Raw genomic sequence first — 16587 nt, 5'->3', positions numbered from 1 at the left:
ATGCTAAAAAGGCCTCCCATGAATTGGGAGGCCTTTTTTTATACATGCAATAAGTGGAAGTATGGTGCAGTTGTAAAGCGGCAATCCAAGCGCTGGAAACCAATTATTGACCAGCGCCATCGGCAAGCTTTTTCACTTAACCGGCCATGATGATACCGCGTTTTTTCTGCCGAATGGTTGTTTTCTGCTGCCTCATTATCGGGGGTTGCGCGCCGCAATCCAGGGTAGTAAAGGAGGCGCCAAAACTGCTCACGCAGTTCCGGGAAAATGGCCGCTGGGGCTACCTCGATTCGACTGGCGTGGTGGCCTTGCAGCCGCGCTACTGGGGCAGCGGCCCGTTTGCCGAGGGGCTGGCCGCCGTGCGCGAAGGCGGCCTTTATGGCTACATCGACCAGCAGGGCCGCTACGCCCTGCCGCCGACTTATGAGTTTGCCACCGAATTTCGGGCCGGTCGGGCCATCGTGTGGCCCCACGACCAACCCCAACTGATTGACCGCACCGGCCGCGCCCTCACCACGGCCGGCACCTATCCGAGCCTGGAATGGGTGCTCGATGAACACGACCAACCCGTCGAGCTGATTGTCTCCAGCATTTTCAACGGCCAGGGCGTGCTCGACCTCAACGGGCGCCTGCTCATCGATACCGTGTACCACGACGTGCGCTACCTGGGCGCCAACCGGTTCCGGCTGGAGCGCGCCGCCCGGCTGCGCACCCGCAACAACCCGGACAGTCCGGCCGATACCACGACCACATTAGAATGGGGCGAAGCCAGCTTGGGGGTGGCCGACCGGCACGGCCACTTAGTGGTGCCTTTTGGGCGCTACGACGATATCAACGGCTATGCCGATGGCCGTGCGCTGGCCAGCCTGCCCGCCACCCGTCCCGATGAAGACTACTCCGATTCGCAGCTGCTCGATACGCTGGGCCACGTGCTGGCCACCATCCCAGGGCGGCATTACTTTCTCGGCGACAAGCTTTATCAGGACAACGTGGTGGTCATCAGCCGGCGGCCGGCGGGCCCGTTCGACATCAACTCCGACGATTTCCCCGCCGTGCTCGACCGCCAGGGCCGCCAGCTCTTCGCCGATTCTACATTAGAATCGCTCAGCCCCTACCACCACGGCCGGGCCTGGGCCGAAGCCAAAGCCGGTGGCTGGTACCTGGTCGACAAAGCCGGCCGACGCCTCCATCCAAAGCCCCTGGGCCAGCCCATCGGCCCCAACTTTGGCAACTTTGTAGCGCCCTATTTCAACCACGGCGTTGAAGCCGTTCGCCTCGATTCAACTCAGGTACTGCTTGTCGATTCAACCGGCCGGGCTACGGGCCCGGCCCGCCGCCTGCCCTTTGCTTACGATGACGTGCTGCGGGTCGGCAACCTGTTGTTTTTCAGCAAATCCACCGTCCAGCCCGGCAACCACTACGATACCCGCCACGGCTACTGGGACCTGACCACCGACCTGCTGGTGCCGCCCCGCTTCAACCGGGTGGCCGATACTTATTACCGGGGGTTGCTGCCGGTCGTCATCAACGGCCGCGATGCCTACCTCAACCGCGCCGGCCACCTGCTTTGGCAAGCGCCCCGGCCCCAGGCTGCCGGCGTGGTCCGCAACAGCGACATTATGAACCGGGCCACCTACGGCGTGTCGTCGCCCGACCTGCGGCAGTTTCGACGGGCGGGCGGCTGGGCAGTTTCGGGTAATATGCCCCGGCGCTTGCCCGGGGCCCCAGCCACCGCCGGCCAGTTGCGCGTGCGCGTGGCAACGGATGTGGTCGACACGCTTTTTAGGCGGCAATTTGCCGGGCACCGCCTCACCATCAGCAACGCCACGCCCGATACCATTCTATTCGATGGCCAGGACAGCATGATTGACCTCGTGCTACAGGCCCGCGACCTGACCGGCACCTGGCGCGACATTGAATATATGCCCCGCAGCTTCTGCGGCAACAGCTACCACACCCTGTTTCTGGCGCCGGGCCAGTACTGGCAAGTGGCCGTGCCGGCCTACGCGGGCAGCCAGCCCACGCAGCTCCGCGCCCGGCTCACGCCCCGCCGCTGGCCCCGCAGCGGGAAACCCCGCGTGTGGTACAGCAACGAGTTTGCGGGCCGCGTGAACCCGGCGCAGTTCTGGCGCCGCCCCGGCTACGCGTTTTCCAATGATATTATGAACCCCTACCTCGATTAGAAGCGCCCGCAGTGGGCGGCAGGCCCCGGCGGCCCGCGTACCTTTGCGGACTTATCGCCCGCTCGTTATGTCCCGCAAAATCCAGAAAGCCTCTAAAAACTTACCCGCCGATGCCCTCCACAACATCCTGATTCAGGACATGGTGGCCGAAGGCAAATGCCTGGTCCGCCTCGATAACCTCGTCATCTTCGTATCGCAGGTGGCCCCCGGCGACGTGGTGGACCTGCGCATCACCCGCGCCAAAAAGAACTTTCTGGAAGCCGTTCCTACGCATTTCCACACGTATTCGGAGCTGCGCACCACGCCGTTTTGCCAGCACTTTGGCGTGTGCGGCGGCTGCAAGTGGCAGCACCTGGGCTACGACTCGCAACTGCGCTTCAAGCAGCAGCAGGTCGTCGACCAACTCACGCGCATTGGCAAGGTGGAATTGCCCGAAATTCCGTTCATCCTCTCCTCGCCCCAGCGCACCTACTACCGCAACAAGCTCGAATACACCTTCTCGGACAACGGCTGGCTGACCCAGGAGCAAATCGACGACGACACCCAGACCTTCGACCGCAACGTGCTGGGCTTCCACACCCCCGCCCGCTTCGATAAGATTATCGACGTGCAGCACTGCCACCTCCAGGCCGAGCCCAGCAACGAAATCCGCCTCTTCGTGCGCGACTACGGCCGCGAGCACGGCCTGCAGTTTGGCAACATGGTGCGCCAAACCGGCAACCTGCGCAACCTCATCATCCGCACCGCCCAGAGCACTGGCGAAATCATGGTGATTCTGCAGTGCTACCGGCCCCACCCCAGCATCGAGCACCTGCTCGACGCCTTGCTGGTCAAGTTCCCCGGCATCACCTCCCTCAACTACGTTCTCAACGACAAGGGCAACGAAACCTTCCATGACCTCGACGTGGTGAACTACCACGGCAAGCCCTACATCGAGGAAGAGATGGAAGGCCTACGCTTCCGCATCGGCCCTAAGTCCTTCTACCAAACCAACTCCGAAGGCGCTCACCAGCTATACAAAGTAGCCCGCGACTTCGCCGACCTCAAAGGCGATGAACTCGTGTATGACCTCTACACCGGGGCCGGCACCATCGCCAGCTTCGTGGCCCACCAGGCCCGCAAAGTCATCGGCGTCGAGTACGTGGAGCAGGCCGTAGCCGACGCCCACGTCAACGCCGAAATCAACAACATCACCAACACCGAGTTCTACGCCGGCGACATGAAGGACATCCTCACCGCCGACTTCACCGCCCACCACGGCCGCCCCGACGTCCTCATCACCGACCCGCCCCGCGCCGGCATGCACCCCGACGTGGTGGCCCGCCTCCTGGAGCTGCGCGCCCCCCGCATCGTCTACATCAGCTGCAACCCCGCCACCCAGGCCCGCGACCTGGAGCTGCTCGATGCCGCGTATAAAGTCACCCGCGTGCAGCCGGTGGATATGTTCCCGCACACGCACCACGTGGAGAATGTGGTGGCGCTGGAGTTGAAGTAACGTCTGTCATGCAACCTAAAACTTTTTTTAAGTTTTGCTGGATAGTAGCAACACTGTTGCTCAGCGCATACATCTACACAATAGACAAGCATACAGGCGCGGGATTCGCAGTATTTGTGATTTTGCTTTCTGCTGGCCTATACTCAATTGTGACTGTATTTATTCGATTTAAGAAATAGTTATGGACTACTTCAACGACCCCGAACTCAACGGCAAATACCTCGGCACCATCACCAAGGATTTCGTGAAGGTATGCGACACGCTTGCCGAAGCCTCTTCCCAGATTCGCAAGGGCGACTTCAGCCAATACCCCATTTTCGTCTTTGCCAAGCAGGAAGTGCCCCTTGGTGGCCTCCTCGTTAACGCCGATGAGCTGAACCTGGAGTGGCACGTCTTCGCCAGCTACCTCGAGCTCTTCGTGCAACAAGGCATCATCGACGAAGGCGGCATTGAAGCCTTCAAAGCCACCTACAAGGACGCCGACGAGTTCTGCTGCCTCTTCGTGCTCGATGAGGAATTCACGAATTTTGTGTTCGTGCCCTACCCGGAGGATTAGGATAGGAGTTTCAGAAATAAAAAGAACGTCATGCTTCGCTTCGCTCAGCATGACGTTTTGGGTTTTGCTGCCGCGTCCCGGCCACCTTACCCCACCAGCTCCGCCTGGGGCTGCGGAATCCCCCGCAGCGCCTCCGCCAGCAGCTGATAGGAATACACCCGCGCCTCATGGCTGAAAACATTGGTCACGGCCATGATTTCATTCACCTGCGTCTCGTCCACAAATTCCTGCATTTTCTGCTGAATGGTGGCCTTGCTGCCAACAAAGGAGAAAGCCAGCATCTGCTCCACGGCGTACTGCTGGGCCGGTTCCCACAGCCCGGCCATCGACTCGACGGGCGGCTGTAGCGGCGCCGGCCGGCCCTTGATAACGCCCAGCATGAACTGCTTGAGCGACGTGGCCAGGTACTGTGCCTGGGCATCGGTGTCGGCGGCCACCACGTTCACGCAGGCAATGACATAGGGCGCAGCCAGCGCAGCCGACGGCCGGAAGTTCTGCCGGTAAATCTCCAGGGCCGGAAACAGTTGCCCCGGCGCGAAGTGGCTGGCAAACGCATACGGCAAGCCCAGCGCCGCCGCCAGATACGCACTGTCGGTGCTGGAGCCTAGCACGTAAATCGGCACTTCCAGCCCTTCGCCCGGAATGGCGCGCACCGTGGCCGTGCTATTCGCCGCCGAGAAATACGCCTGAAGCTGCTGAATATCGCGCGGAAAATCCTGCGCGCCGCCAAAGCGGCTGCCCTGGATGGCCTGGGCCGTCACCTGGTCTGAGCCCGGCGCGCGGCCCAGCCCCAAATCAATCCGACCGGGATAAAGCGAGGCTAGCGTGCCCATTTGTTCAGCCACCACCAGCGGCGCGTGGTTGGGCAGCATAATGCCGCCCGAGCCCACCCGCAGCGTACTGGTGCCGCCCGCAATGTAGCCAATGAGCACCACCGGGGCCGAGCTGGCCACGCTCACCATGTTGTGGTGCTCGGAAAGCCAGAAGCGGGTGTAGCCCAGCTTCTCCACCTGCTGGGCCAGGTCGAGGCTATGGCGAAAGGTATCGGCCGCCGTGGTACCGGCATTAATGGGGGCCAAATCCAGCACAGAATAGGCCAGCGGAGCAAACGAATCGGTTGTCATAAACGAAGAGTTGAGGGAAAGCCGCCAAGCAGGCCGGCGCGTTGCCGGGTGTGGCAAAGCGGCCGCGGTCGGGGCGGACAGGTATAACTTCTCCGGCTGCCAATTGATTTCTTTGCCCCTTCCGGCCCAGACAAACAAAGCCCCAACGAACACCCCCGACGCTGGTGAAGGTCTTGGAGCACTCGTTGGGGCTACAGGTTGCTACTGACACAGCAGTGGCGAACTCACACTCGTCCTTCCGGCTTAATTACGGCGTTGCACCGGCAAATCTTCCAACTGCGCGTAGCTCAGCTTCCAGGTGTTATCCGCAGCTTTCTTCCAGAGGAAAATGTAGTTGCCCTCGCCAAATCCGGCAGGCTCGCCAGGCGCGGCCGGGGCCACGTCGACGGAGAAGGTGCCGGCTTCGTAGGCCGTGTTGGCGTCCACGTTGCTGCTGCTCACGCTGGTTTTTAGGTTGCTGATGGTGGGCAGCGTGGCGCTCACCCACTTCTGGCTCACTTCGTCTTTGCCCTTCCAGTGGGCATTGCCCTGCACGAAAGCCACGTCGTCGGCCATCATGCCGGTGATTTTGCCGGAGTCGCGGCTGTTCCAGGCGCTGATAAAGTCCTGGTCGAGGGTTTGAACGTTGACGGCATCGCCGGCTTTCGAGCAGGAACTCAGCGCGACGGCCACAAACAAGCTGCAAAGGAGGGATTTCATAAATCCAGGGTGTTGGTTGAAAAGAAAGGTGGTGGGCAGCATCACCCACGGGCTAAAAGGAACAAACCCCAGGCGCAGGCGCCCGGGGTTTGTCGTTAACTCGATTTCGGGCTTACCAGCTTTTCCGACGAACTTCTTCCGTCGAATACGGCTTCGAAGCGTCGCCGTAGTGCGGGTTAGCGAGGTAGGTATTCGACACGCCCGGCTGGGCCATAGCGCCCGGCATGGCCGCCGTCGAAGCCGTGAGGCTGTTCACGGGCACGGCCGTGGGCTGGGTGCTCGTCGTCACCGTGGTCTGGCGGTTGCGGGCCAGGGCCAGCTCGCGGCGGTAGGCGGCTTCGCGGGCTGCTACGGCGCGTTGCTGGGCAGCGGCGCGTTGCTTCTTCTTGTTGTCGATGTGTTTGCCCACCCCGTAGCCGATGGCACCACCGGCCACGCCGCCCACCACGCCGCCCACGGCCCGGTTGCGCTTGTTGATGAGGGCACCGGCGGCGGCACCGCCCAGGCCGCCAATCACGGCGCCTTTAGCCTGCGGGCTCCACTGGGCCTTGGCCGGAGCCGAGCCGAATACGGTGCTGATAAGGATAATCAGGGTCAGAAAATACGGAAGCTTTTTCATGGCTTTACAAGGCTAAAATGGAAGAGAAATACGCCCGAATAAAGTGAGAAAGACAATTAGCGTGCCATTCCCGGCCCGGGCCATTCTGCGTCCCCTAACGGACGGGCTTACCACAAGGTTGGAATTCTATATAGAAAACGGCCTAGAAGCTTGTCCAGCCCTGGGCTTTCAGCGGCACCGGCTGGCCGGCTTTGGTAATCAGATTGGTCCCTTCCTCCTTGCCCGTGAGGTGGCCGAGGATGGTAATGTCGGGGTGGTTTTTGATTTTCTCGTGGTCCGTGACGGGAACCGTGAACAGCAGCTCGTAGTCCTCGCCGCCGTTGAGGGCGCAGGTGATGGGGTCGAGATTGAACTCGGCCGCGGCCTCCAGCGTGGGGTTGGCCAGGGGCAGGAATTCGCTGAACACCCGCGCGCCCGTGCCGCTGGCCGCGCACAGGTGCAGTACCTCGGAGGCCAGCCCGTCCGACACGTCAATCATGCTCGTGGGGTGCACGCCCAGCTCCCGCAACTCGTGCACGATGTCGAGCCGGGCCTCGGGACGGAGCTGGCGCTGCACCACGTACTCGTAGTTGGCCAGCTCGGGCTGGGTTTCGGGGTCGGCCATAAAGGCCTGCTTCTCGCGTTCCAGCACCTGCAGGCCCAAAAAAGCGCCGCCCAGGTCGCCGCTCACGCACAGCAAATCGGTGGGTTTGCCGCCGCTGCGCCGCACGGCCTTGCCAGTGGGCGCCTCGCCCAGCACCGTGATGGCCAGGGTGAGGCCGCCGCGGCTGGCCGTAGTGTCACCGCCTACCAAATCCACGTTATAAGCCTCGCAGGCCAGGCGCAGGCCGGCGTACAGCTCCTCTACGGCTTCCACCGTGAAGCGCGGTCCCACCGAGAGGGCCACCACCAGCTGCGTGGGCAGCGCATTCATGGCCGCCACGTCCGACACGTTTACGGCCACGGCCTTGTAGCCCAAATGCCGCAAGGGGCAGAACGAGAGGTCGAAATGAATGCCTTCAACCAGTAAGTCGGTGGTCATCACCAGCTCGGTACCGGCCGTGGGCCGGATGATGGCCGCGTCGTCGCCAATACCCAGCACCGAGCCGGGCTGACGCAATGTGAGGCCGGCCTGCAGACGGTTGATGAGGGCAAATTCGCCGATGGCGTTGAGGGGCGTGAGTTCGGACATGGTTTTAGTTATCAATTGCTCGTTGTCAGTTGTCCGCGTTGAGTCGTGTAATCGGCTAAAGAACCTGACAACTAACAACGGGCAACTGACAACCAAAACACAAAAGTACGCCCACAAAAAAAGGAGAGAATTGCTTCTCTCCTTTTTCAGCTCGAAACCGGGGCGGGTTATTGCACCACCAGCTCTTTGTAAATTTTGGTCTGGCCGTCGGCGCTCCAAATCTGCACGAAGTACAGGCCGGGCTTCAGGCTCGAAACGTCAAGCGTGAGCTTTTCCTGGCCGGCTCCTTTGGCCTGGGCGCCGATGCGCTGGCCGAGGTTGTTCATCACCGTGATGCTGCCCACTTTGGCATCCTTAATCTCGACCGTGGCGGTGCCGTGGGCCGGGTTGGGGTATATGCTGATGTTGGCGTTGAATTTCTCCAGCGTGCCCGAAATCGTGGTCTGGTACGTACCGTAGGGGCCGGCGTAATCGTTGTGCTGGCCCAGTTGGTCGTAGAGCTGGCCACCGGGGTTGGCAACGCCCCCGGGCGGCTGCGAGTAGCTGTAAGTCACCCACTCATCGGCAATGTTGTAGCCGCTCGAATAATTGTAAGAGGTGGAAGGAGGCGTGACGGTGTAAACCGTAGGAACGGTACTCTGTACCCCCCTCGATACCGAAGCCCGGCGCGTCAGCGACTGGTTTTCCGATACCACGTTCGGAATATAGGTAGTGCCCGGGTAAGGAGAGTCGAGCGGGTTGGTACCGCGCCAGTTGCCCGAAGAGGTGGTAGCGGCACCGGTGAAGTCCTGCGGCAGCTGGCCTATCACGCCGATGAGGTCGACGATAATTCCGTTGCCCACGCCGGCCGTGCCGCTGGGGTAGCGCACTAGGGCCATGGCGTCGTTGCCGTTGAAATAAACCGTGCCGCCGCCGATGATAACCGTGGGGCCCGACACGGGCGCGTGGCCCACGCTGAACTGGTTGGCCGCGTTGCGAATCACGGGCAGCGTGGCCTCGCCGCTGGCCAGCACGAAGGTGGTGCGCGTGTTCATCGTGTTGGGCTGGTTCGTGTTGGCCGTGCCAAAGCCCTTCACCAAACGCTCTTCTTCGGTGGGCGTGGCGCTGCCGTTGGCGTAGCGGCGCACCGAGTATGCGTTGAGGCTAACGGTGCTGGTGGTGGGGTTGTAAATCTCAATGGCCCGCTCGCTGCCCGTGGAGGTGGTGGCACCACCGTAACTAACACCGTTCTGGTGAGCGCCTTCGTCGTATTCAGAGAAAAAAAGCTCGGTGCCCTGGGCATGAGCGGCTCCCGACAGCAACAGGGCCGCCGACAACACTAAGTAATGCTTGTTCATAATAAAAGTGGGTTAAAAAGGACAGTGCAACGGCAAAGATACGGCTTAGCTTCAGGATAGTTGATGAAGCCCGCCGGATTTAACCTTGCCATAAACTTCGGCCCGGCCCGTTGGGGCGCGGTGGGGGCACCGGCCCGGTCGCGCAGCCGTTTGCTAACGGGCGTTAGCCGGCTTATCTTTACCCTTCCGCCTATGTCGACCACCGCCCCCCTCCGCCCCCGCAAAGCCCAGATTGACCGCACCGCCACGGCCTTGTTCCGGGCCCGGGGCTTTGCCGCCACCAGCATGCGCGAGCTGGCCACGGCGCTGGGACTGGAGGCCGGCAGCCTCTATTCGCACATCAAATCGAAGGAGGAAATCCTGCACCGCGTGTGCTTCGGGCTGGCCGACAGCTTCTTCGCCGGCTTTGCGGCGGCCACGCAGGAGGCCGCGCCCGTGGCCGCGCAGCTGCGCCAGGCCATTGTGGCCCACGTGCGGGTGCTGACGCACGACAGCGCGGCCTCGGCCGTTTTCCTGCACGAGTGGCGGCACCTGAGCGAGCCGGCCCGCAGCGAGTTTCTGGCCCTGCGCGACCGGTACGAGGGCGCCTTCCGGGCGCTGATTGCGCGGGGCGTGGCCGCTGGCGAGCTGCACACCCCCGACCCGGCCTTTGCCGCCCTCACCCTGCTGGCCAGCCTCAATTGGCTGCCCAACTGGTACCGGCCCGAGGGCAAGCTCAGCCCCGACGAAATAGCCCACCGCCTGGCCGAGCAGCTCCTGAGCGGCCTGGTGTAGGCGGCCAGCGCGCCCAATCGTCTGGCGTAGCGGTGCCCGACCCGTACAATAGCCGGGGGCACTTGCCGTTGAACTTGCCGTTGAAGGGCATTCGTGGTTTACCCAACTTTTTTTTGAGGGCCGGCCGGCACCGGCAACGTAGTTTTGTTCGTTTCCGCGCTTGGCCCATCTTCTTTACTATTCATGGCAAAAACCCTCCTCTCGCCCATCAAATCGTTGGTTGTAGCCCTGCTGCTGCTCGCGGCCTGCGCTGCTTCGTGCAAGCGCGACGGTTCCAAAAACGCCTCCCTCAACCCCGCCTCGGCGGCGGCAGTGAAGGCCCAATTCGATATTCTCCAGGATTCGGTGAATGTGAAATGGCGCAACATGACCGAGAGCGACGACCAGAAGATTGGCGTGACGCGCCTGCTGTTGCGCGAATTGAAAACCCAGCCCGGCGCCAATGCGGCCCAGCTCCAGGCCCTCGACCGGGCCAACACCCGCCTCAAAATCCGTCGCTACAACCAGCAGACGATGGCCAGCTCCGACCTGATTGACCAGTACGACACCGCCCAGGATTCGCTGCTGCAGGCCGTATACCCGGTGGCCGCCCCCAACGGCCAGGCCCCCTCCGAAAACGCCCGCAACTTCGTGGAAGGCATTCAACAGCTCGACGCGGGCGTGGTGGCTTTCCGGGTGCAATACGACAACGCCGTGCACCAGTACAACGACTACCTCAAGCTGCACCAAACGGAACTGCAGTCGCTGGGCGGCAAATACGCTACGCTCAAGCCGCTGCCCTATTTTACGATTGGCGCGCAGTAGGCCGGCCCGAATTGTTAGCTGGGTGGTGCCCGAACAACGCAACCATTGCGTATATTTCAGCCACTTAACACTCACCTTTTAACATATTCGCCATGCATTTCACGTCTACGCTCGGCCGGCGCCTGCTGCCGGCTTTGTTGCTCACCAGCCTCACCCTCGCTTCCTGCGGCAGCAAAGACTGCGACCCGTGCCCGAAGCATAAAAGAGAGTGCGACAAAAACACCACTACCACGTCGACCACCAAGCCCGGCGGCGCTTCGTAAGCGAGTGGATTATTGATAAAAAAGGCGGCCGGCAATTATGCCGGCCGCCTTTTTTGCGTTCATTCAAAGCTTGACGGTCATGCTTCAGCTACGCTCAGCATGACTTGCTTTTTATGCCACGCCATGCTGAGTGCAAACCGCTTTACAGCGCCTCCATTTCCTCGCGCACGAAGTCGGCCAGGGTGCGCAGGTACTCGGTGCTGAAGTCGAAGCGGATGCCGGCGGCGGCGTAAATCTGGCCGATGGGCGCGGTGTAGCCCAGGGCCAGGGCCCGCTTGTAAGCGGCCAGGCCTTCGGCCGGATTCTTCCGGAAATTGCGCCACACGGCAATGGCGCCGAGTTGGGCCATAGCGTATTCGATGTAGTAGAAGGGCACTTCGTAGAGGTGCAACTGCTTCTGCCAGAGGTAGGGCTTGAAGGTTTCGAGGCCGGTCCAGTCCACGGTGCGCTGGTTGAACTCGTCGAACGTCTGCACCCAGCGGGCGTGGCGCTCGGCTTCAGTGTGGGTGGGATGCTCGTATACCCAGTGCTGAAACTTGTCGATGGTGGCCACCCAGGGGAAGGTTTCGAGTACGCTTTCGAGGTGGGTTTTCTTGGCCCGGCGCAGGTCGTCGGCGTCGGGGAAGAAGACGTGCCACTGGTCCATGCTCATCAATTCCATGCTCATCGAGGCCAGCTCGGCCACTTCGGACGGCGGGTGCTTGTCGGCGCCCAGCGGCAGGCCGCGGGTGAGGAAGCTGTGCACGGCATGGCCGCCTTCGTGCAACATGGTCACCACGTCGCGCAGCGAGCTGGTGGCGTTCATGAAGATGAAGGGCACGCCGGTTTCGTCCAGCGGGTAGTTGTAGCCGCCAGGGGCTTTGCCTTTCCGGCTTTCCAAGTCGAGGTGGCCCATCTGGCGCATGGTGCGCAGGCAGTCGCCGAGGTAGCTGTCGAGGTTCTGGAAGACGGTAATGGTTTTTTCCAGCAGTTCCTCGCCGGTGCCGAAGGGGCGCAACGGCGGCTGGCCGCTGGGGTCCACGTCGAGGTCCCAGGGGCGCAGGGCGGGCAGGTTCAGGTCCTGGCGGCGCTCCAGGTCGAAGTTGTCAATCAGCGGCACCACCGTTTCGCGAATGGCGGCGTGAAAATTAAAGCAGTCCTGCGGGGTGTAGTCGAACCGGCCCAGGGCGGCAAACATGTAGTCGCGGAAGTTGGCAAATCCGGCGTTCAGGGCCACCTGATTGCGCAGGCCGATGAGTTCCGTGAACAAGGCATCGAGCGGCTGGGCATCTTGCAGGCGGCGGGCCTGAATGGCGCGCCAAGCCGTTTCGCGCACGGTGCGGTCGGGGTTTTTGAGGCGGTCGGCGGCCTGGGGCAGGGTCAGCTCCTGGCCGTCGAGGGTCACGTTCATGGCGCCCACGGTGGCCGCGTACTGCTGCTGCTTGGTGCTGATGTCGGTTTTCAGCGGAATGTTTTCGGGCCGGTAAATTTCCGAGGCGCGGCGCACCGAGCGCAGAAACACGCCGTAGCGCCGCTCATCCAGCCCGGCGAGGTGTTCCGAGGCCAGCATTTTTTCATTGAGGGCGTGGTCGTAGGGAGCCACCAGCGGCTCCACTTCGTTCACGAAGTACTGAAACGCCTCAGCCCGGGCGGGGTCCTGGGTGTCACAGGTCATGCGGATGTAGCGCCAGGCGAGGTCTTCGCTCAGCACGGATTCCAGCTCGGAGCGGTCGAGGAGCCAGCGCTCCAGCTCGGCGGCGGTGTGTACCGGCCGGTCCTGCAATTCCTGGAAAAACGGCTCGATAGCCGCCCAATCGGTCACCAGAAAATCTTCGGGCAAGTAGTGCCGCGGGGGCCGGCTGGTATCGGTGGCCGACTCGGCGGTGGGTTCAGCAAGTAGCATCGGGGATATTTTTTAGTAGAATGAGGTGCGACGGTGGCGCGGGCTCGCAACCTACGATTTACGGGACAAACTCTGGGCCGGACGGATTCTTGAGTTGGAAATTATGCGTTTGTTAGAACGTCATCCAGCTGGTAAGTGAGAACGTCCTGCAGCGCGCAGCGAAGCATCTTGCCCGCGCAACGCAATCCAAACGGAAGGAATTACTTCTGCGGTAAAGATGCTTCGCTGCGCGCTGCAGGACACCTTTTCTGCGTGACGTTCTTGCAGGCGCTTAAATTCCTTCTAGCCAATCTCAATTACCACATCGTCGGTCATGGGGTGGCCTACGCAGGTCAGGATGTAGCCTTGTTTCAGCTCGGAGTCCGAGAGGCCTTCGCGCTCGTCCAAATGCACCTTGCCGCTGAGGCACTTACCGCGGCAGGCGGTGCATACGCCGGCCTGGCACGAATACGGGAGGTCGATTTCCTGGTCGAGGGCGGTGTCGAGGATGGTCTGGCCGGCGGGCACTTCGATGATGTACTCGCTGCCTTCGTATTGCAGCGTGACGCGGCGCGTGGTTTTGGTATTGTCGGCGGGGTTGGTCGAGACGTCGCCATGGCCGTTGGGCTGGGCGGCCATCAGCTCGGCATTGTCGGCGCTGGCGGCGAAGCTTTCGCGGCGCACGCGGGCCTCGGGCACGTTCAGCAGGGCTAGAGCGGCCTGGGATTCGGTCATCAGGCCTTCGGGGCCGCAGAGGAAATACTCGGCCTGCTCGGCCGGAAACTGGTGGCGCTGCTCCAGAATGCGCAGCAGCATGGTCCGGTTCAGGCGGCCGGTGTGGCGGTGCGGGCCGCCGGGCTGCAGGGGCTGGCTGTACACGTGCTCCACCTGCAGGTGGCCGTTAGAGCGAGCTTCGAGCTCAGCCAGCTGCTTTTGAAAAATCACCGATTCCTCGTTGCGGTTGCCATAAATGAGCAGCACGTAGCTCTGGGGCTCGGCCTGCACCACGGCTTTGAGCATGGACATGAGCGGCGTGATGCCCGAGCCCGCCCCGATGAGCACCAACGACCGCGCCGCTTTGGGGCTGGGGCTAAGCGTGAAGTTGCCGAGCGGCTCCATCACCTCCAGCTGCTGGCCTACGCGCACGGTATCAAGCAGGTAGTTGCTCACCAGGCCGCCCGGCACGCGCTTCACCGTCACGGACAGGCGGGGGGCTTCCTGCGGCGTGCTGCTGAGCGAGTAGGCGCGGCGCTCTTTTTTGCCGCCTGGGCCGCAGGGCAGAATCAGGGTCAGAAACTGGCCCGGGCGGCTGGCAATGGGCTGGCGGTCGGGCCGCTCCAGGTGAATGGTGACGGAATCGGAAGTCTCTTGGGTGAGGGCAACTACGGTGAGGGTTTGATACATGCGGGAAGCAACTGAGTAAGAAAGGGCCGGCCGGAAAAGGTGGGTGGCGGAGGTTTCTGGCGCGGCCACGGATAGTACGAAAAAGCAGCCGCCGGGGGGCAACCCGGCCGCGGCTTATTCTGCAAAGGTAACTTGCGGCCTTGGCTGCCCCCTCACCCACTCATCACACGTTTCCCTTGCTCGCCTCCCTCCTCCTGCACCATCAATCCGACTTCGGCCCCGCTCTGCCCGTCGACCTCAACGGCCCCAACGTGGCCCGCCTCGACTTCTCGGCCCACAACCCGCGCCTGGCCACCGCCGACCTGCGCGACACCGCCGCTTTCGAGCAGCTGGTAGACACCGAACTGGCGCTCCAAAACGCCAGCATCGGCATCGGCGGCTACCTCGAAAACCGCGTTATTTACCGCCGCAGTCCGCATTTCGGGCCCGGCGCCACCGAAGAGCCCCGCTCCCTGCATCTGGGCGTGGACGTGTGGCTGCCGGCCGGCACGCCGGTGCTGGCGCCGCTGCCTGCCACCGTCCACAGCTTGGCCGACAACGACAATTTCGGCGACTACGGCCCCACCGTCGTCCTGCAGCACGAGCTGGAAGGCACCGTTTTCTACAGCCTCTACGGCCACCTTGGCCGCGCCGAGTGGCGGGCGCTCAGCGTGGGCCAGCCGCTGGAAAAAGGCGAGGCCTTTGCCACCGTCGGCCCCTTCCCTGAGAATGGCGACTGGCCGCCCCACCTACACTTCCAGCTCATGGCCGATATGCAGGGCTGCGTGGGCGACTTTCCCGGCGTGGCCCGGCCCAGCGAGCGGGAAAAGTGGTCCGCCCTGTGCCCCGACCCGAATCTGGTGTTGCAGTGCTGGTATATCTAGACCACGGATTCGCTCGGATTTTTCGGATGCCCCGGACTTTGTGGCCGGCGCAGTCTTCAAACAATCAATCCAATTCAAATTCAACAAAAAAGGCCGCTCGTTTGAGTGGCCTTTTTGCTTGTTGTCGATGAGTTGGTTTTGTGCCGGCCACATAATCCGGGGCATCCGAAAAATCCGAGTGAATCTGTGGTCAGTCGAACTTGATGGCCACCACCGGCTTAATCCGCGAAATCAAATACGTGGGAATGAGCACGGCCAGCAGCGAGGCGACGAAGGTGGCCACGTTGAGAATAATCAACATGCGCGGGTCCCAGGAAATCGGCACGCGGTCCATGTAATAGTTCTCGGGGTCGAGCGGAATGACGTGAAAGTAGTACTGGATGGCACAAAAGCCCACGGCTATGGCGTTGCCGATGAGCATGCCCCGCACCGTGAGCGAGAGCCCGCGGAAGAAAAACATGCGCCGAATCTGGTTATCCGTCGCGCCCAGCGCTTTGAGAATGCCAATCATGTTCGTGCGCTCCAGAATCATGATGAATATCGTGGCCACCATGTTGAACGTGGCCACGAAAATGATGAGCAACAGGAAGATGATGACGTTGCGGTTCAGCAGCTGCAGCCAATCGAAAAGCTGGGCGTATTGGTCCGTGATTTTATCTATTTTTAGGTCGTAGGGCAGGCGTTCCAGCAGCTTTACTTCGGTTCGGTCCAGGGCATTGAAGTCCTTGAGCACCACCTCCATGCCGCCCACCAGCGAGTCGGGCCAGACCGGGGAGTTCAGCTCCCGAATCTGACGGATGTCGCCCATCACGTACACCTCGTCAAACTCGTCGAGGCCCGTGGAGTAGATGCCGCTGACGCGAAACTGCCGGATGCGGGGCGGGTTCTGGATGAAATAAAACAGGGCTTTGTCGCCCACGGCCAGCCGCAGCTTGTCGGCTACTTTGCGCGAGAGCAGCACGTCCTCGCCCGCCGTGGTGTCGGGGAAGCCGATGAACTTGCCGGCCACTAAGTTCTGGCGCATGGGCGAGGGGCCATCGGTTTCGGCAATGCCTTTCAGCACCACGCCCAGCACCTCGTCCTTGGTTTTGATGATGGCCGTTTTCACGGCGTAGGGTTGCGTCGATTTCACTTCCGGGAACTGGTGCAGGTCCTGCACCAGCCGCGGCCCCGAAATGGGAGCTACTTCGAGCGAGTTGTTGGTGTCGTAGCGCGAAATCTGCAGGTGCGCCCCGAACGAGAATATCTTGTTTTGAATCTCGTTGCGAAATCCTTGCAGGATGGCAAACGACACCACCATCACCGCCAACCCCATGGCAATGCTGATGATGGCTATTTTTGTGACCGACGAGGTGAAGGAGCCGGAATCGGCTCCCCCGTCAATCTTGTGCGAAATGTAGCGGGCGACATTCATTATTTGACCGTAAAGCTACG

General features: G+C 61.8%; 15 protein-coding genes. 7 read left to right on the top strand and 8 right to left on the bottom strand.

The genetic code is table 11. The features are described 5' to 3' along the window. Positions 1–173 precede the first annotated feature (173 nt). The 3 genes from Q5H92_RS04575 (at position 174) to Q5H92_RS04565 (ending at position 4234) form a co-directional block, all read left to right on the top strand. Positions 174–2183, top strand: coding sequence for a WG repeat-containing protein (locus Q5H92_RS04575; protein WP_305010313.1), 2010 nt, complete (start codon positions 174–176; stop codon positions 2181–2183). 67 nt (positions 2184–2250) lie between these two features. Beyond that, positions 2251–3678: a 23S rRNA (uracil(1939)-C(5))-methyltransferase RlmD gene (gene rlmD, locus Q5H92_RS04570; protein ID WP_305010312.1), complete on the top strand. Its 1428-nt coding sequence runs from the start codon at positions 2251–2253 to the stop codon at positions 3676–3678. 181 nt (positions 3679–3859) lie between these two features. Then, the gene (locus tag Q5H92_RS04565) at positions 3860–4234 is read left to right on the top strand and encodes a hypothetical protein (protein ID WP_305010311.1); all 375 of its coding nucleotides are present in this window, start codon (positions 3860–3862) and stop codon (positions 4232–4234) included. A gap of 86 nt (positions 4235–4320) precedes the next feature. On the opposite strand, the gene Q5H92_RS04560 is transcribed toward Q5H92_RS04565, so the two are convergent. From Q5H92_RS04560 to Q5H92_RS04540, 5 genes are all read right to left on the bottom strand, one after another. Then, the gene (locus tag Q5H92_RS04560; RefSeq protein ID WP_305010310.1) at positions 4321–5358 is read right to left on the bottom strand and encodes an LLM class flavin-dependent oxidoreductase; all 1038 of its coding nucleotides are present in this window, start codon (positions 5356–5358) and stop codon (positions 4321–4323) included. Between the two features lie 243 nt (positions 5359–5601). Next, on the bottom strand, positions 5602–6057 hold the full coding sequence (locus Q5H92_RS04555; RefSeq protein ID WP_305010309.1) for a YybH family protein: 456 nt from the start codon (positions 6055–6057) through the stop codon (positions 5602–5604). Positions 6058–6169: 112 nt separating this feature from the next. Continuing rightward, positions 6170–6676 (bottom strand): YMGG-like glycine zipper-containing protein, encoded by a 507-nt coding sequence (locus tag Q5H92_RS04550; protein ID WP_305010308.1) that lies wholly within the window; start codon positions 6674–6676, stop codon positions 6170–6172. 142 nt (positions 6677–6818) lie between these two features. After that, complete coding sequence (thiL, locus tag Q5H92_RS04545; RefSeq protein ID WP_305010307.1) at positions 6819–7847, bottom strand: thiamine-phosphate kinase; 1029 nt, start codon at positions 7845–7847, stop codon at positions 6819–6821. Positions 7848–8014: 167 nt separating this feature from the next. Next, the gene (locus Q5H92_RS04540) at positions 8015–9184 is read right to left on the bottom strand and encodes a T9SS type A sorting domain-containing protein (RefSeq protein WP_305010306.1); all 1170 of its coding nucleotides are present in this window, start codon (positions 9182–9184) and stop codon (positions 8015–8017) included. Positions 9185–9376: 192 nt separating this feature from the next. Between Q5H92_RS04540 and Q5H92_RS04535 the strand changes: the two genes are divergently transcribed. From Q5H92_RS04535 to Q5H92_RS04525, 3 genes are all read left to right on the top strand, one after another. Next, complete coding sequence (locus Q5H92_RS04535) at positions 9377–9958, top strand: TetR/AcrR family transcriptional regulator (protein WP_305010305.1); 582 nt, start codon at positions 9377–9379, stop codon at positions 9956–9958. Positions 9959–10141: 183 nt separating this feature from the next. Continuing rightward, complete coding sequence (locus Q5H92_RS04530) at positions 10142–10762, top strand: hypothetical protein (RefSeq protein ID WP_305010304.1); 621 nt, start codon at positions 10142–10144, stop codon at positions 10760–10762. 92 nt (positions 10763–10854) lie between these two features. Continuing rightward, complete coding sequence (locus tag Q5H92_RS04525) at positions 10855–11025, top strand: hypothetical protein (RefSeq protein WP_305010303.1); 171 nt, start codon at positions 10855–10857, stop codon at positions 11023–11025. 142 nt (positions 11026–11167) lie between these two features. Here Q5H92_RS04525 and Q5H92_RS04520 read toward each other — a convergent pair whose 3' ends face one another. Next, positions 11168–12907, bottom strand: coding sequence for a M3 family oligoendopeptidase (locus Q5H92_RS04520; protein ID WP_305010302.1), 1740 nt, complete (start codon positions 12905–12907; stop codon positions 11168–11170). A 282-nt stretch (positions 12908–13189) separates the two neighbouring features. Continuing rightward, complete coding sequence (locus tag Q5H92_RS04515; protein ID WP_305010301.1) at positions 13190–14290, bottom strand: ferredoxin--NADP reductase; 1101 nt, start codon at positions 14288–14290, stop codon at positions 13190–13192. A 176-nt stretch (positions 14291–14466) separates the two neighbouring features. On the opposite strand from Q5H92_RS04515, the gene Q5H92_RS04510 reads away from it, so the two are divergent. Beyond that, positions 14467–15153 carry a peptidoglycan DD-metalloendopeptidase family protein gene (locus Q5H92_RS04510; protein ID WP_305010300.1) on the top strand — a complete coding sequence of 229 codons (687 nt, stop codon included), beginning with the start codon at positions 14467–14469 and terminating at the stop codon, positions 15151–15153. A gap of 190 nt (positions 15154–15343) precedes the next feature. Here Q5H92_RS04510 and Q5H92_RS04505 read toward each other — a convergent pair whose 3' ends face one another. After that, the gene (locus Q5H92_RS04505; protein ID WP_305010299.1) at positions 15344–16567 is read right to left on the bottom strand and encodes an ABC transporter permease; all 1224 of its coding nucleotides are present in this window, start codon (positions 16565–16567) and stop codon (positions 15344–15346) included. Between the last annotated feature and the right edge of the window lie 20 nt (positions 16568–16587).

The sequence above is a fragment of the Hymenobacter mellowenesis genome, assembly GCF_030581005.1.
In the GTDB taxonomy this organism is placed as follows: Bacteria; Bacteroidota; Bacteroidia; order Cytophagales; family Hymenobacteraceae; genus Hymenobacter; species Hymenobacter mellowenesis.
The sequence above is the reverse complement of the archived record's forward strand: the minus strand, read 5'-3'. Positions and strand labels throughout refer to the sequence as shown.

Excerpts from the sequence above, each read along its gene's own strand:
- Q5H92_RS04575 (WP_305010313.1), top strand. The coding sequence starts at position 174 with ATGGTTGTTTTCTGCTGCCTCATTATCGGGGGTTGCGCGCCGCAATCC.
- rlmD (WP_305010312.1), top strand. The coding sequence starts at position 2,251 with ATGTCCCGCAAAATCCAGAAAGCCTCTAAAAACTTACCCGCCGATGCC.
- Q5H92_RS04565 (WP_305010311.1), top strand. The coding sequence starts at position 3,860 with ATGGACTACTTCAACGACCCCGAACTCAACGGCAAATACCTCGGCACC.
- Q5H92_RS04560 (WP_305010310.1), bottom strand. The coding sequence starts at position 5,358 with ATGACAACCGATTCGTTTGCTCCGCTGGCCTATTCTGTGCTGGATTTG.
- Q5H92_RS04555 (WP_305010309.1), bottom strand. The coding sequence starts at position 6,057 with ATGAAATCCCTCCTTTGCAGCTTGTTTGTGGCCGTCGCGCTGAGTTCC.
- Q5H92_RS04550 (WP_305010308.1), bottom strand. The coding sequence starts at position 6,676 with ATGAAAAAGCTTCCGTATTTTCTGACCCTGATTATCCTTATCAGCACC.
- thiL (WP_305010307.1), bottom strand. The coding sequence starts at position 7,847 with ATGTCCGAACTCACGCCCCTCAACGCCATCGGCGAATTTGCCCTCATC.
- Q5H92_RS04540 (WP_305010306.1), bottom strand. The coding sequence starts at position 9,184 with ATGAACAAGCATTACTTAGTGTTGTCGGCGGCCCTGTTGCTGTCGGGA.
- Q5H92_RS04535 (WP_305010305.1), top strand. The coding sequence starts at position 9,377 with ATGTCGACCACCGCCCCCCTCCGCCCCCGCAAAGCCCAGATTGACCGC.
- Q5H92_RS04530 (WP_305010304.1), top strand. The coding sequence starts at position 10,142 with ATGGCAAAAACCCTCCTCTCGCCCATCAAATCGTTGGTTGTAGCCCTG.
- Q5H92_RS04525 (WP_305010303.1), top strand. The coding sequence starts at position 10,855 with ATGCATTTCACGTCTACGCTCGGCCGGCGCCTGCTGCCGGCTTTGTTG.
- Q5H92_RS04520 (WP_305010302.1), bottom strand. The coding sequence starts at position 12,907 with ATGCTACTTGCTGAACCCACCGCCGAGTCGGCCACCGATACCAGCCGG.
- Q5H92_RS04515 (WP_305010301.1), bottom strand. The coding sequence starts at position 14,290 with ATGTATCAAACCCTCACCGTAGTTGCCCTCACCCAAGAGACTTCCGAT.
- Q5H92_RS04505 (WP_305010299.1), bottom strand. The coding sequence starts at position 16,567 with ATGAATGTCGCCCGCTACATTTCGCACAAGATTGACGGGGGAGCCGAT.